Genomic DNA, 14809 nt, shown 5'->3' with positions numbered 1-14809 from the left:
GTTAGCGCAGTTCCCAGAACCACACTTCGGCGCAGGTCCAGTAGCATTCGCTGCCGCAAACCTTCACGCCGATCGATGGCAGCAGGATGTCGATATGCCCGCCCGCGCCGCCCAGGTAGCCGGGAATGCGGAAAAAGGCGACCAGGCCCTTGCGCTGACCGATGCCGGCGATGGCCGCATCGCGGCTGAATTTTTCGGGCGCGCCCAGCATCGAGGGACTGGCCAGCATGTGCGCCAGCTTGGCCTGCCCCGGCTCGATCAGCGCGCCCTTGAACGGCCCCTTGCGGATGGCCATGCGGCCTTTCAGCTCGATGCCCGCCTTGATCAGCGCCAGGCTGACGCGGATGGCGCAGGTATTGGCAAAGCTGTCCTTGCCGATCAGGTCTTCCCAGCCGATTTCGCCGAACAGGGTGGCCTGGTCGACGGCCGCCACGCTCGAATAATTTTCACGCAGCTTGATGAATGCAGGTTTCACGTCAGCCTCCCGTTGATGGTGGAGTGGAACAGGGAAAACGCCGCGCCAGGATGGCCACGATCAGGGCCGCCGCGTCGCCCTGCCGGACGGGGGCCGGCAGCCGTTTCAGCCCGGCGACAACCAGCGCATCGATTTCCACCGTTTTCCAGCGGCCCGTGTCGCACCATTGCCTGCCCTGCGCCGCATCGGCCACGCCGGCCAGATAGCCTTTCGCATAACGCTGGCCGAGCAGGAAAGCGGGATCCGGCGCCTCCCCCGCCGGCGGCCTCTCCTGGTAAGCCGCGATCAGCTGGTCGGCGCTCAGGCGTGGCGCCGGTGCGTAGATGCCGCCCTGCGCACGCGCGCTCGGCAGGCACAGGCACAGCGCAACGACAAGCAAGGGTAAATGCATGGCCAACCCGGGTCAGTGGGGAACGTCTGGCCGATTGTAGGAGCATGCGGCAGCCCCGCACTGAGCGAGGTCAAGCACGGACGCGAGGAAAGCCGGCCAATCGCAATTGATGGGCGCGCCTGGAGGCGGCAGCCCCGATGACGACAATGACTGAGCTGGAACAAACATGCGCTGCTTGTGCACTACCGCCGCCGTCAGCGACGGCCTATCCTGACCATACGCCCGATGCGAGAGACGCCGCCGGCGGCACTGCATTTCTCTGAGCACACCTTGCTGCGCAGCTTAGCGGTCTCATTTATTGCCAGGATGACCACCATGACCGTCGAGGACATCAAGAACTTTTCCGCCGTCGCTGCCGCGATAATTGCGCTAATTGGCAGCCTGATAACCTTGTTTCTTGTTTGGAAAAAGGAAAAACGATTTGAAAAGCAGCGGCAACAATTTTCATTGCAACTACAGGGTACTGAACTGGCGCATGCAACGAAACTGCAGGATGTTGAACTGACGCATGCAGAGAAACTGCACGACACTGAACTGGCACATGCAAAGCAACTGAAGCATACTGAACTGGCGCATGCAGAGAAACTGCAGGATGAACGACATGATTTTGAAAAGGAAAAGCAGGTTCTGCTCGAAGCGCAGAACAAACTAAACCATTTGTACGCTCAACAACTACAACAACAGAAGGCCGAACTGGATGCCTGGAAAACCGGCTATGAAATCGAGATAGCAGCAAGAAATGACGCGCTGCGCAAGCTCAGAACGGCAGTCATCGCGCTGTTCGACCACTTCCAGAATATGCTTCAGCTCGCATTGCGGGCGGACGACCAGGAAATCCTCGGGGTGCTGGCCAGGTGTGTCCAGGCACTCTCGAACCTGGACAAGGCTATCGATGCGGCAAAGAGCATCGTGCGCAATGATATCGAAGCCGAAAAACTGCACAGGTTGCACATCATCAAGCGATTTTTTCTCAGGGTGATTCTGGACTTAACAAGAAGAAAAACAGAGCGCCTGTCGCAAGCGCCGGCGCTGCGAAAAATGGAATCGCGCCTGAAAAAACGCAAGGAGGTGACGATGCTTTATCTTCAATCCGTCATGGAAGAGCGGCCCAGGGCGCCTAGTATTAGCGCCTCGAAATGACGTGGCATCGCATGCATTAACATCCGGGCCGCAGGGTAAAATTTGAACGCACGGGCAAACACAGCGCCATCGGTCATGCGGCGCCAAACCGCCGCCCCCTTACGGCTTGGCGCCCGCGTAATGCAGCTTGAGCACCAGGCCATTGTGGTCGTCGGCCATGTAGATATCGCCATCCTGACCCTGCTTCACGTCCACGGGCGCACCCCGGCCCTGCTTGCCCTTGCGCTCCCAGTTGCCGATCAGCTCGACGGACTTGCCCAGCGGCGCGCCGGCCTTGTCGGGCAGCAGCGCCACCAGGCGGTGGCCGTTGCTGCGGTAGCCGTGGTAGCCGATGATCAGGCTGTTCTTGTACAGTTCCGGGAAGCGGCTGGCCGTATAAAACGTCATGCCCAGCGGCGCGGCGTGGCCCGGCAGCAGGCGCTGGGGCGCCGCATATTGGGCCGAGCACGCCGTCTTCGGATATTCGGGGCTGGCGACGTTGTCGTCGTAGCAGTACGGCCAGCCGTAGTGGCGGTCGGCCTTGATCAGGTTCAGCTCTTCATGCGGCAGGTTTTCGTCGCTTTTCAGCTGCGGCATGGCGGCCTGGATGGCGTCGCGCGCGTTTTCCGCCTGCCACAGTTCGCCCGTGGCCGGGTGGAAGGCCAGCGCCATCGAATTGCGCAAGCCGCGCGCATGCGTGCGCCAGCTCGTCACCGTGCCGGCCGGCCAGGCCATCGTGTATTCGCGGATGGCGCCCAGCGCTTCCGGGCCTTCCGCCGAAGCGCAAGCCTTGGTCGGATCGGGCGCCTTGCCATCGTTCTCGCAATGGTCGGTGCTGGAACCCACGTTCACGTACAGGTCGCCCTTGGGGCTGAAGCGCATGTTCGTCAGCAGGTGCAAGCCCAGGCCAGGCAGGCGCGGTGTCTTCGCCGTGCCGCCGATCACGTCGGTGATGGCGCGGGCCGGATCGCGCAAGTCGAAACGGAAGATGCGCCCCACCTCGCCCACATAGACCATGCCGTCCGGTCCCTGCACGATGCCGTTCGGGCGGTCGAGCTTGTCGAGCAGCAGCTTGCGCTCATAGCCGCCACCGGCCGCCTTGGGCTGCAGCAGCCACAGCTTGCCCTGCTTCGGCGCCCATCCCGTCATGTCCGTGACGACGATGTCGCCATTCGTCAGCGGCAGCACGCCGCGGGGGAATTTCAGGCCATCGGCCAGCACGGCCACGCAAAAGCCGGCCGGCGTGGCGACGTCGAGGCGCGGCATGCCGTCGCACTGGGCGCCCGGCGCCGCCAGGGCCGGCGCAAATGCGCCGCCCAAACAGGCCGCCAGTGCGCCGGCGATGATCTTCTTGTTCATTCTGGTCTCTCCATCAAGGGTAGTCGGGGCATCACGGCGCGCGCATTGGCGCTGGTAACAGCGGCCACCTGCGCGATGTCGAGGCCGCGCAGCTCGGCAAGCACGGCGCCGATGCGCGGTAATTCTTCGGGGCTGTTGCGGCCCGGGTGTATCCAGCTGGGGGAGATGTCGGGCGCATCCGTCTCCAGCACGATGGACTCCAAAGGCAGGTCCGTGGCCATGCGGCGTATCTGCAAGGCGCGCGTAAACGTCATGGCGCCGCCGAAACCGAGCTTGAAACCGAGGTCGATATAACCCTGCGCCTGCTGAAAGCTGCCGTTGAACGCATGCGCGATGCCGCCGTTCGGGCGGATCTGGCGCGCGTGCTTGAGAACGATGTCCTGCGAGCGGCGCACGTGGGTCAGCACGGGCAGGTCGAAGTCGCGGGCGATTCTCAGCTGCTCGCGCAAAAAATGCTCCTGCTTGGCGCGCATGGCCGGCTCGCACAGCATGGGAATGAAGAAATCGAGGCCGATCTCGCCGATGGCGACAAAGCGCGGGTCGTTCATGGCCAGTTCCACGGCGCCGCGCAGGGCGGTCAAGTCGTCGTCGGTGGCGTGCGGCACGTAGATCGGGTGGATGCCCAGCGCATAGCAGGCGTTGGGCGCCGCTGCCGCCAGCTCGCGCACGATGGCGAAATTGGCCCGTTCGACGGCGGGCATGACGATCATCTCCACGCCCTGCTGCTGCGCGCGCGCCGCCACCTGCAGCGATTCGCTGCCGAATTCATGCGCGTCCAGGTGGCAATGCGTGTCGATCCACTGCATGGCGGCTCCTTAGTATTGGTACGGCTGCAGCCCTTCATCCGTCAGGCGCAGCACGCGGTCGCAGCGCTTGGCCAGTTCGATATCGTGCGTGACGATGACGAAGGCCGTGCCCAGGGTGCGCGACAATTCCAGCATCAGGTCGAAAATCTGTTCGGCCGTGGCGTGATCGAGGTTGCCCGTCGGTTCATCGGCCAGCACGCAGGCCGGCTGCGTGACGAGGGCGCGGGCCAGCGCCACGCGCTGGCGCTCGCCGCCCGACAATTCGCCCGGCGTGTGCGTGACGCGCTTGGCCAGGTTCACGCGCGTGAGGATCTGCTGCGCCAGCTCGGTGGCGGGCGCGCGCTTCATGCGCCGTATCATCAGGGGCATGGCGACGTTGTCCAGCGCGGAAAACTCGGGCAGCAGGTGGTGGAACTGGTAGACGAAACCCAGCGAGGCGTTGCGCAGGTCGCCGCGCGCCTTTTCGCTGAGGGTGGCGAAATCCTTGCCCAGCAGGGTGACCTTGCCGCTGGTGGGCGTATCGAGGCCGCCCAGCAGGTGCAGCAGGGTCGACTTGCCGGAACCGGACGCGCCCACGATGGCGACCCGCTCGCCCCGGTGGATGTCGATGTCGATGCCGGCCAGCACCTGCACCTTGTAGCTGCCCTGCGTGAAGGTCTTGCCCAGGCCGCGGCAGGAAAGCACGGCGGAATCGGCGGAAGCGCCGTTGACGGCAGGTTTGTTCAGATCGGTCATGGTCATAGTCAGTGGTTTATTCATAGCGCAGGGCTTCCGCAGGCTTCACGCGGGCAGCCCACCAGCTTGGGTACAGGGTCGCCAGGAAGGCGAGGATCACGGCCAGCACGCCGATCTTGGTGACGTCGGGCCAGCGCAGATCGGACGGCACGGTGCTGATGAAATAGATGTCCTTGGAGAGGAACTGCACGCCCAGCAGGTGCTCGATGAAAGGCACGATGACGTCGATGTTCATGGCCACCAGCACGCCGCCGCCCACGCCCAGGATGGTGCCCAGGATGCCCACCAGCGCGCCCTGGATCATGAAGATCTTCATGATGGAACGGGGCGATGCGCCCAGGGTGCGCAAAATCGCGATATCGGCCTGCTTGTCCGTCACCGTCATCACCAGGGTGGAGACGAGGTTGAAGGCGGCCACGGCGATGATCAGGGTCAGGATGATGAACATCATGCGCTTTTCCGTCTGCACGGCAGCGAACCAGTTGGCGTTCAGCTTGGACCAGTCGCGCAGCCACAGGTCGCCCGGCATGGTTTTTTTCAGCTCCGCCGCCACTTGCGGCGCCTGGTTCATGTCGGCCAGGCGCAGGCGCAGGCCGGACGGGCCGTCGAGGCGCAGCAAACGCTGGCCGTCTTCGATATTGATGAAGGCCAGGCCCGCGTCGAATTCATTGTGGCCCGCCTGGAAGATGCCGCTGACGGTGAAGCTGCGCATGCGCGGCAACACGCCAGCCGGCGTGACCTGGCCCTGCGCCAGCATCAGCGTGACTTTTTCGCCGAGGTTGACGCGCAGCGCGCGCGCCAGCTCGATGCCCAGCACGATATTGAAGGTGCCCGGCTGCAGCGCCTTGAAGCTGCCCATGCGCGTCTGGCCGGCCACGTCGGACACGTTCGGCTCTTCCTCGGGCAGCACGCCGCGCACGATGGCGGGGCGCAGCGCGTCGTCGCGCAACAGCATGCCCTGCGTTTCCACAAACGGCGCGGCGCCTTTCACGGCAGGATTCTTGAACGCCTGCGCCGCTTCCGCGCGCCAGTCCGGCATGCTGCCGCTGTTGTCGAACACTTCCACGTGGGCCAGCACGGACAGCATGCGGTCCGTCACTTCCTTCTGGAAGCCGTTCATCACGGACAGCACGACGATCAGCGCCGCCACGCCCAGGCCGATGCCGGCCATGGAAATGAGGGAAATGAAGGAGATAAAACTGTTGCGGCCACTGCGCTTGCCGGCCCGCGTGTAGCGCAAGCCGACCAGCCATTCGTAGGGAATATTTTTTAACATGCTCATTAATTCATTAATTCTCAGCGGGCAGACCCGATGGGTGTGACCCCAGCAGTTTGTTGATCAGCCAATGACTCATACCGCAGCAAAAGGCTGGGGTCAGACCCGACGGGTCCGACCCCGGTACACAAGCCAACTATTCATACCGCAGCGCCTCGGCCGGCTTGACGCGCGCGGCGCGCCAGCTCGGGTAGATGGTCGCCACCAGCGCCAGGCCAAAGGCGATCAGGCCAATCTGCGCCACGTCCAGCCAATGCACGTCGGACGGCACGGCGCTGATCTGGTAGATTTCCTTGGAAATGAAGTGCAGGCCGAAGATGCCTTCGATGAAGGGCACGATGACGCCCACGTTCAGCGCCAGCAGCACGCCGCCGACCACGCCCAGGGCACTCCCCAGCAAGCCCACGAGCGCGCCCTGGATCATGAAAATCTTCATGATGGAGAACGGCGAGGCGCCCAGGGTGCGCAGGATCGCGATATCGGCCTGCTTGTCCGTGACCGACATCACGAGGGTCGAAACGAGGTTGAACGCAGCCACGGCGATGATCATGCTGAGGATGATGAACATCATGTTCTTCTGGCTTTGCACCAGCGCATACCAGCTGGCACTGGCGCGCGACCAGTCGCGCATCCACAGCTGGCCCGGCATCGACGCCTTCAGTTCGCGCGCCACCTGCGGCGCCTTGTTCATGTCGTGCAGGCGCAAACGCAGGCCTGACGGGCCGTCGAGCTGCAGCAGCTGCTCGGCGTCCTGCATGTTGACGAAGGCCAGGCTGCCATCGAGTTCATTGTGGCCGGCCTCGAAGATGCCCGCCACCTTGAGCGCGCGCATGCGCGGCATGACGATGCCATTGGCCGGGTCGCCCGCCTTCGGCTCGCGTTCCAGCATCAGGGTCACGTTCTGGCCCACTTTCACGTCGAGCGCCTTGGCCAGGTCGATGCCCAGCACGATGTTGTACGAGCCGGGCGTGAGATCCTTGAAACTGCCCTGCTTCATCTGGCTGGCCACGCTGGAGACGGTGGCTTCCTGCTGCGGCAGCACGCCGCGCACGACGGACGGGCGCATGGTTTCGTCGTTGAGCAGCATGCCCTGGGTTTCCACGAACGGCGACACGGCCTTCACTTGCGGATTGGCGTAGGCGGCCCGTTCCTGCGCCTGCCAGTTGGCCATGGAGCCGCTGGTGTCGAACACTTCGACGTGGGCCAGCACCGACATCAACCGGTCGGTGACTTCCTTCTGGAAGCCGTTCATGACGGAGAGGACGACGATCAGGGCGGCCACGCCCAGGCCGATGCCGCCCACGGAAATGAGGGAAATGAAGGAGATGAAGCTGTTGCGGCCACTGCGCTTCCCGGCGCGCGTATAGCGCACGCCGACTTGCCACTCGAAAGGAAATTGTTTGATGATGCTCATGCGCTCCCGCGACAACGATGATATGCGAGCGCGCAGTGTGCCACACAAATGGCATTTCATGCGTGAAACACATCACCGTGGCGCCATTTTTGCTGCGCCCCCGTGCTCCCGGCATGCGGGCGGCGGCCGGGCAGAAAACGACGGGGACTACGCCCCCACCGCCACAATCGCCTACAATCTCGGGATGAATCAACTTACCCTCGTCCTGCCCTGCGCCTTGCCCAATGCCGAACTGGCTGCCGACCTGCTCAAGGTCTTGCAGGCGCCCGCCCTGGCGGCACTGCTGTCGCGCTCCTCCACTTGCAATTTAGAAACTTTTGACAACACCAACCGCCTGCTGCCGCACGAAGCGTGGCTGGCGCACGCGCTGGGCCTGGCGCCCGCGCCCAACGGCGAGGCGGCGCAGGCGGCCTTTGCCGTCCAGGCCATGCGCGGCTACGGCCTGGCGCCGGAGCCGGGCGGCCGCTATTTCCTGCTGCACCCGGCCCACCTGGCCATCGCCCGCAGCCATATCAGCCTGGAAGACTTGCGCCAGCTCAATCTGAGCGAGGCCGACGGGCGCGCCCTGTTCGACATTGCCGCTCCGTATTTCGACGAAATCGGCCAGCCGCTGGCGTATGGCGACGCGGGCACCTGGTTCATGCGCGCCGATGGCTGGAGCGATTTGCAGTGCGCCTCGCCGGACGGCGCCACCACGCAGGACCTGTCCGTGTGGATGCCGGAAGGCGAGCATGCGCGCGCCGCGCGCCGCCTGCAAAACGAAGTGCAGATGCTGTGGCATGAACATCCCGTCAATGCGGCGCGCGAAGAGCGGGGCTTGAAAGCCATCAATTCCTTCTGGCTCTGGGGCGCCAGCCAGGCCACGGCGCAAGCGCCCACCTGCGCCGCCCGCCTGCATACCGGCGATGCGCCGGGCTGGCTGGCCGCACTGGCGACACCGGCGCAGCGCCATGCCAGTCCAAACAGCGTTCTGGCCGACAGGCAGGACGCGATCGTCGTGCTGGGCGGCCTGATCGAAGCGGCACAGGGCCAGGAATGGGGCATGTGGCTGCAGCAGTTGCAAGCGCTGGAAGCGGACTGGTTCGCGCCCCTGCTGGCGGCCCTGAAAGATGGCCGCCTGGGCCAGCTGCGCCTGGTGCTGAGCCACCGCGACGCCTGGCTGGCTTGCACCACCAGCAAGAACGCGCAACGCAAATTCTGGCGCGCGATTACCCTGAACAAGTTGAAAGCATCATGACCCGTACCCGCATCGCCACCCGTCCCTGCCCTTACCGCGAATCCGAACTGCTGCGCCAGGGCGGCATCCACCCCGTGCTGGCCCGCTTGTACGCGTCGCGCGGCCTGTCCGACACGAAAGAGCTGTCGAGCGAACTGGCGGCCCTGATGCCGCCGTCCGGCTTGCTGCACATCGGCGCGGCCGGCGTCTTCCTGGCCGACGCCATTGCCGCCAAGAAGCGCATGGTCATCGTGGCCGACTACGATTGCGACGGCGCCACCGCCTGCGCCGTCGCCCTGCGCGGCTTGCGCGCCATGGGCGCCGACGTCGATTTCATCGTGCCCAACCGTTTCGAGTACGGCTACGGCCTGACGCCGGAAATCGTCGCACTGACGGCCCGCGAAAAGTCGCCCGACATCATCATCACCGTCGACAACGGCATCGCCAGCATCGACGGCGTGGCCGAGGCCAACCGGCGCGGCATCCAGGTGGTCGTCACCGACCACCATTTGCCGGCCGATACCCTACCCGACGCGGCCGTCATCGTCAACCCGAACCAGCCCGCCTGCGGTTTCCCGTCGAAGCACCTGGCGGGCGTGGGCGTGGTGTTCTACGTGCTGCTGGCCCTGCGCGCGGAATTGCGCCGGCGCGGCATCTTCGATGCGCAAACCCAGCCCAAGCTGGACAACCTGCTGGACCTGGTGGCGCTGGGCACGGTGGCCGACGTGGTGCGCCTCGATACGAACAACCGCATCCTCGTCGCGCAAGGCTTGAAACGCATGCGCAAAGGCAATATGCACGCGGGCGTGGCCGCCCTGTTCCGCGTGGCAGGCCGCGAAGCGCGCAGCGCCACGCCGTTCGACCTGGGCTTTGCCCTGGGCCCGCGCCTGAATGCGGCGGGCCGCCTGCAGGACATGTCGCTCGGCATCGAATGCCTGATCACGGACGATGAAGGCCGCGCCTGGGCGCTGGCCCAGCAATTGAACGACATCAACCTGAAGCGGCGCGAGATCGAGGCGGAAATGCAGGACACGGCCCTGCTGCACCTCGACGATTTCGAACCGGCCAACAGCAGCACCATCAGCGTGTTCGACGAATCGTGGCACCAGGGCGTGATCGGCATCGTCGCTTCGCGCCTGAAGGAAAAATTCTACCGCCCCACCATCACGTTTGCGCCTGGCGCGGACGGCTGGATCAAGGGTTCCGGACGTTCGATCCCCGGCTTCCACCTGCGCGACGCGCTCGACCTCGTGTCGAAACGGGCGCCCAGCCTGATCGACAAGTTCGGCGGCCACGCCATGGCGGCCGGCTTGACCATCCGCGCCGATGCCTTCGACGCCTTTTCCCGGGCGTTCGAAGCCGTGGGCCAGGCCTGGCTCAGCCAGCAGCAACTGGAACGGGTGGTGGAAACGGACGGCCCGCTGGAAGACGCGTATTACACGACGGCCTTCATCGAGCTGATGGATGGCCAGGTGTGGGGCCAGGGCTTCGCCCCGCCCGTCTTCTGCGACGAATTCCGCGTCGTCAGCCAGCGCATATTAAAAGAGCGCCATTTGAAACTGCTGCTGGAAAAGAACGGCGTGCGCTTCGACGCCATCTGGTTCGGCCACACGGACGCCCTGGGCGAACGCACGCGCGTCGCCTTCCGCCTGGACGCGAATGAATACAATGGCACGACCAAGGTGCAGTTGATGGTGGAGCACGCCGAGCCTGTCTGATGGCGCCAGCCCAAACCTGCTGCGCGTCGCGCTTTGCGGCCGGCGATGCTCACCGTACTAAAAGTACGGTGAGCATCGCAGGCCACCTCTTCCTTCCGCTCGCTACGGTTGTGTCAGGTGTTGCGACGGTTGTGGTCTTATTGCTGTGCTCATGCTTGCCTGGAACACTGTCGCCACAAACCACTGCGGAGGCTGGAACCAGCCTCCGCCCACCTGAAAGGTATCCAGCACCATGTTGACCGGCCTGAACCACCTCACCCTGTCCGTGCGCAAGCTGGCGCGCAGCGTTGCCTTTTACCGCGACACCCTGGGCCTGCGCCTGCATGCGCGCTGGGACAGGGGCGCGTACCTGTCGGCCGGTGAACTCTGGCTGTGCCTGTCGCTGGATGCGGGGGCGGCCAGTAGTGCGGGCGGCAGCTACACGCACTATGCGTTTTCCATCTCGCAGCAAGACTTCCCCGCCTTTGCCGCCCGCCTGCGCGCCGCGGGCGTGCCCGAGTGGCAACAGAACCGCAGCGCCGGCGATTCCCTGTATTTTCTCGACCCGGACGGCCATCAACTGGAAGCCCATGCGGGCAGCCTGGCGCAGCGGCTGGCGGCCTGCCGCGCAGCGCCGTATCCGGGCATGGTATTCGAGGATTGATGGCGCACAGGCAAAAAAAATCGGCAAATTCGTTATATTCATTAAAATCAGAGAAATGCACTCGCCGTTACAGCGGAAAAACGCCGTTATGCCTCGATATAGCCCTGACAACCTTGTTTTTAAGGCTTAACCAGGCTGACAAGATTGCATCGGATAATGGCGGAATATACGACAAATTCATGCATAAATGAAAATGTTGATTGAAAATAGTTAACACTTATTTGGCGAATTCACTAGAATTGATAACGCATCAGGAAGTACGTCGCGATGCATGATCAGTTCTGAGGGCAAACCCGTCGAAAGGCGGGGACGCAAAGCCACCGGCCTACCGCGCGCAAGCGCCACGGCAGCGGGGCTGCCAATGCAAGGCCGGGACCGCCAGCGCGCGGCGCCAGCCCCCGCATTGTCGAGATGTGGCCCTCGCCCAACTCGGAGAGTTTCGCCATGAAAAAAAGTATCCCCCTGCATTCCCGTCACGGGCGCCTGCTGCTGGGCGCCACTGCCGCCATCCTGCTGGGCGCTTGCGGCCCCGGCCAGGAGAGCCCGGCATCGGCGCCGCCCGCCGCCATCGCCACGGCGGCCACGCAATTCAGCGTCGAAGTGCCCGTCGTCCCCGCCGCCGTCGGCGCGCTGGTGGCGCAGCCGATGTTCCACGCCGCCCCTGCCCTGCTCGATGCGCCTGACGGGCGCGACAGCAGCAACAGCAGCGGCTCGGCCCACTGGCGTCCGCACTTGCAGAACGTGCCCGGCGCCATGACGGAAATGCGCACGCGCCGCATGACGCCGCAAAAGATCGCCGCCGCGGAACAAATGGCGCAGGACATCGCCCCCCTGCAAGCGGGCGGCACGGCCGACACCGTCGCCCCAATGGCCGGCAGCAGCGTGGTGGCCACCTACTCTCCCGCGCAAATCCGCGCCGCCTACGACCTGCCCGCCCTGCCGGCGGCGGGCACGGCGCTGACCCCGGCCCAGGCGGCCCAGCTGGGCGCGGGACAGACGATCTACATCGTCGACGCCATGCACAACCCGAACGCGGCGGCCGAACTGGCCATCTTCAACCAGAAATTCGGCTTGCCCGGCTGCACCACCAAGACCATCGCCACCAATGCCGCCCTGCCCTTGCCGGCTGCCCCGGCCAGCGGCTGCGAACTGTCCATCGTGTACAGCACGCCGTCGAACACCATGACGGCTACGGCCCCCGCCTACAACTCGGGCTGGGCCATGGAAATCGCCCTCGACGTGCAGTGGGCCCATGCGACGGCGCCGCTGGCCCGCATCGTGCTGATCGAGGCGCCTGACGCTTCCATCAACAGCCTGCTGGGCGCCGTGCGCCTGGCCAACCTGATGGGGCCTGGCGTCGTGTCGATGAGCTTTGGCGCCGCCGAAGGCAACTGGACGGCCTCCGTCGACAGCGCCTTCACGGGCAAGAACATGAGCTACCTGGCCGCCACGGGCGACTCGGGCAGCGGCGTATCCTGGCCATCCGTCTCGCCCAACGTGCTGGCCGTGGGCGGCACCACGCTCAGCTACAGCGGCAGCGGCGCGCGCAGTGAAGCGGCCTGGTCCGGCACGGGCGGCGGCATCAGCGCCTACACGGCACTGCCTATCTACCAGACGGTCAACGTACCGGGCCTGACCAACCTGCTGCGGCGCAACGTGGCCGACGTGGCCTTCAATGCCGACCCCGCCACGGGCCAGTACACGGCCGTCATGGCGCAAGGCAGCAGCACCGCCAGCTGGCTCAGCATCGGCGGCACCAGCCTGTCCACGCCCCAATGGGCGGGCCTGGTCGCCATCGCCAACGCCAGCCGAGCACTGCAGGCCAAGACGGCGCTGGGCTTGCCGCACGGCATACTCTACGGCCAGATCGCCAGCGTGCCCGGCACCTTTGCCAGCAGCTTTGCCGACATCACGCGGGGCAGCAACGGCACGTGCAGCGTATGCACGGCCAAGGTCGGCTACGACCCGCTGGGCGGCCTGGGCACGCCGAACGTGAAAAGCCTGCTGGCCAGCCTGTCGGGCACGCAGATCGCCCCCGCCGCGCCCGTCGTGGCGCCGGCCAGCATCAGCGGCGCGGCCGACAAGCCGCTGTCGTTTACCGTCTCGGCCAGCGCCGCCAATCCGCTCAGCTACACCATGCTGGGCGCGCCGGCCGGCATGGGCATCGCCGCCACGGGCGTGGTCAGCTGGGCCACACCCGTGGCCGGCACGTATGCCGTGACCATGGTAGCCAAGGATGCCGTCAGCGGCTTGAGCGGCCAGGGCGTGTACACCATCGCCATCGCTCCCGTCGCGCCGCCCGTCGTTGCCGCCGGCGCCATCACGGGCAAGGTCGGCACGGCACTGGCATTCAATGTCAGCGTCAGCGCCGCCAATCCCGTCAGCTACGCGCTCGCCGGCGCACCGGCAGGCATGGCCATCAGCAGCGCCGGCCTGGTCAGCTGGGCCGCGCCCGTGGCCGGCACCTACGCCGTCACCGTGACGGCCACGGACAGCAAGACGGGCCTGAGCGGCAAAGGCGTCTATACGGTGGCCATCGCCGCCCCGCTGCCGCCCGTGGTCACGGTGGCCAGCGTCAGCGGCAAGCCGGGCGTAGCCCTGTCATTTACCGCCACCACGGTGGCGCCCAACCCCGTCACCTACAGCCTGGCGGGCGCGCCATCGGGCATGAGCGTCAATGCCGCCGGCGTCGTCAGCTGGGCCAACCCCGTGCTGGGCAGCTACAGCGTGACCGTCATCGCCAGGGATAGCAAGACGGGCTTGACGGGCCAGGCCGTGGCCACGGTGAAAATCGCCGCCGCCGGTCCCACGATCAGCGCCGCCGCCATGACGGGCGTGGCGGGCAAGGCCATGAGCGGCAGCATCGTGCTCACGGCACCCGGCGCAAACGCGCTGTGGATCTCGATCATCGGCGCGCCGCTGGGCATGCAGTTCTCCATGAGCGGCATGACCATCACGGCCAGCTGGCCGCAGCCGGTGGCCGGCAGCTATGCGCTGAAGGTGGTGGCGCTGGACAATAACGGCTTGACGGCGCAGCTCAGCGTGCCCATTACCGTCACGGCACGATAAGCCGGCGCGGCCGGCGGGACGGCGGGCCGACGGGGCGCAGCGGGACAGATGTCCTGCTGCGCCCCGTTTTTTCATGCGTGCGGCCGTTGCAGCGAATCCGAAAAAGGAGTATAACTAGTCCATAAACAGAGTCTCATACAAGGATACGCCATGAATCTCGCCTATGCCTACCCGAAAAGCCGCTTCGAGCCGGCCGTGCTCGTCGACCTGAACGCCAAAGCCGAGCGCGAGCGCCTGTCGCAGGCGGCCCTGAAAGGGTTTTTCAAGCTGGCCGCCGCCTGGAAGCTGCGCGACGACGATGCGCGCGAATTGCTGGGCGGCCTGTCCAGCAGCGCCTACTACGAGTGGAAGAAGCACCCGGACCGCGTGCTGGAAGTGGACCGCATCACGCGCATTTCCTATTTGCTGGGCATCTACAAGGCCTTGCACATCCTGTACGGCGACAAGCTGGCCGACGAATGGGTAAGTTTGCCCAACAAGAATCCCATCTTCGGCGGCCGCACGCCCCTGTCGCAGATGCTGGCCGGCGGCTTGCTGGCCATGCAGACGGTGCGCAAGCTGCTCGATGCGCGCCGCGGAGGGCTGTAA

General features: G+C 65.2%; 13 protein-coding genes and 1 riboswitch. Of the genes, 6 read left to right on the top strand and 7 right to left on the bottom strand.

The features are described 5' to 3' along the window. Nucleotide 1: 1 nt before the first annotated feature. Nucleotides 2-475 (bottom strand): T6SS effector amidase Tae4 family protein, encoded by a 474-nt coding sequence (locus GCN75_RS23625; RefSeq protein WP_226941534.1) that lies wholly within the window; start codon nt 473-475, stop codon nt 2-4. A gap of 1 nt (nt 476) precedes the next feature. Next, complete coding sequence (locus GCN75_RS23620; RefSeq protein WP_152284565.1) at nt 477-866, bottom strand: Rap1a/Tai family immunity protein; 390 nt, start codon at nt 864-866, stop codon at nt 477-479. Between the two features lie 315 nt (nt 867-1181). Here GCN75_RS23620 and GCN75_RS23615 point away from each other — a divergent pair, with 315 nt between their 5' ends. Then, a complete protein-coding gene (locus GCN75_RS23615; protein ID WP_152284564.1) occupies nt 1182-2006 on the top strand; it encodes a hypothetical protein in 825 nt (274 codons plus the stop codon). Between the two features lie 99 nt (nt 2007-2105). Here GCN75_RS23615 and GCN75_RS23610 read toward each other — a convergent pair whose 3' ends face one another. From GCN75_RS23610 to GCN75_RS23590, 5 genes are all read right to left on the bottom strand, one after another. Beyond that, nucleotides 2106-3344 carry a PQQ-dependent sugar dehydrogenase gene (locus tag GCN75_RS23610; RefSeq protein WP_152284563.1) on the bottom strand — a complete coding sequence of 413 codons (1239 nt, stop codon included), beginning with the start codon at nt 3342-3344 and terminating at the stop codon, nt 2106-2108. After that, entirely contained in the window at nt 3341-4150 is an 810-nt protein-coding gene (locus tag GCN75_RS23605) for a TatD family hydrolase (protein ID WP_152284562.1), read from the bottom strand. The genes GCN75_RS23610 and GCN75_RS23605 overlap by 4 nt, the downstream gene beginning before the upstream one ends. Nucleotides 4151-4159: 9 nt before the next feature. Next, nucleotides 4160-4885, bottom strand: a complete 726-nt coding sequence (gene lolD, locus GCN75_RS23600; protein WP_152284561.1) for a lipoprotein-releasing ABC transporter ATP-binding protein LolD — start codon at nt 4883-4885, stop codon at nt 4160-4162. 16 nt (nt 4886-4901) lie between these two features. Beyond that, nucleotides 4902-6167 (bottom strand): lipoprotein-releasing ABC transporter permease subunit, encoded by a 1266-nt coding sequence (locus GCN75_RS23595; RefSeq protein ID WP_152258453.1) that lies wholly within the window; start codon nt 6165-6167, stop codon nt 4902-4904. Between the two features lie 130 nt (nt 6168-6297). Then, nucleotides 6298-7575 carry a lipoprotein-releasing ABC transporter permease subunit gene (locus tag GCN75_RS23590; RefSeq protein WP_152284560.1) on the bottom strand — a complete coding sequence of 426 codons (1278 nt, stop codon included), beginning with the start codon at nt 7573-7575 and terminating at the stop codon, nt 6298-6300. 184 nt (nt 7576-7759) lie between these two features. On the opposite strand from GCN75_RS23590, the gene GCN75_RS23585 reads away from it, so the two are divergent. From GCN75_RS23585 to GCN75_RS23565, 5 genes are all read left to right on the top strand, one after another. Next, the gene (locus tag GCN75_RS23585) at nt 7760-8812 is read left to right on the top strand and encodes a hypothetical protein (RefSeq protein ID WP_152284559.1); all 1053 of its coding nucleotides are present in this window, start codon (nt 7760-7762) and stop codon (nt 8810-8812) included. Beyond that, entirely contained in the window at nt 8809-10509 is a 1701-nt protein-coding gene (recJ, locus tag GCN75_RS23580; RefSeq protein WP_152284558.1) for a single-stranded-DNA-specific exonuclease RecJ, read from the top strand. Before GCN75_RS23585 ends, recJ begins: the two co-directional genes overlap by 4 nt. A 232-nt stretch (nt 10510-10741) precedes the next feature. Further along, on the top strand, nt 10742-11152 hold the full coding sequence (gene fos, locus GCN75_RS23575) for a fosfomycin resistance glutathione transferase (protein WP_152284557.1): 411 nt from the start codon (nt 10742-10744) through the stop codon (nt 11150-11152). 276 nt (nt 11153-11428) lie between these two features. Continuing rightward, nucleotides 11429-11515: riboswitch (cyclic di-GMP riboswitch) on the top strand. Nucleotides 11516-11596: 81 nt separating this feature from the next. Further along, nucleotides 11597-14221 (top strand): S53 family peptidase, encoded by a 2625-nt coding sequence (locus tag GCN75_RS23570; RefSeq protein ID WP_152284556.1) that lies wholly within the window; start codon nt 11597-11599, stop codon nt 14219-14221. A gap of 150 nt (nt 14222-14371) precedes the next feature. Beyond that, on the top strand, nt 14372-14809 hold the full coding sequence (locus tag GCN75_RS23565) for an MbcA/ParS/Xre antitoxin family protein (protein ID WP_046682984.1): 438 nt from the start codon (nt 14372-14374) through the stop codon (nt 14807-14809).

This window comes from Janthinobacterium violaceinigrum, from assembly GCF_009208555.1.
In the GTDB taxonomy this organism is placed as follows: Bacteria; Pseudomonadota; Gammaproteobacteria; order Burkholderiales; family Burkholderiaceae_D; genus Janthinobacterium; species Janthinobacterium violaceinigrum.
This window is presented reverse-complemented; position numbering and strand designations above follow the sequence as displayed.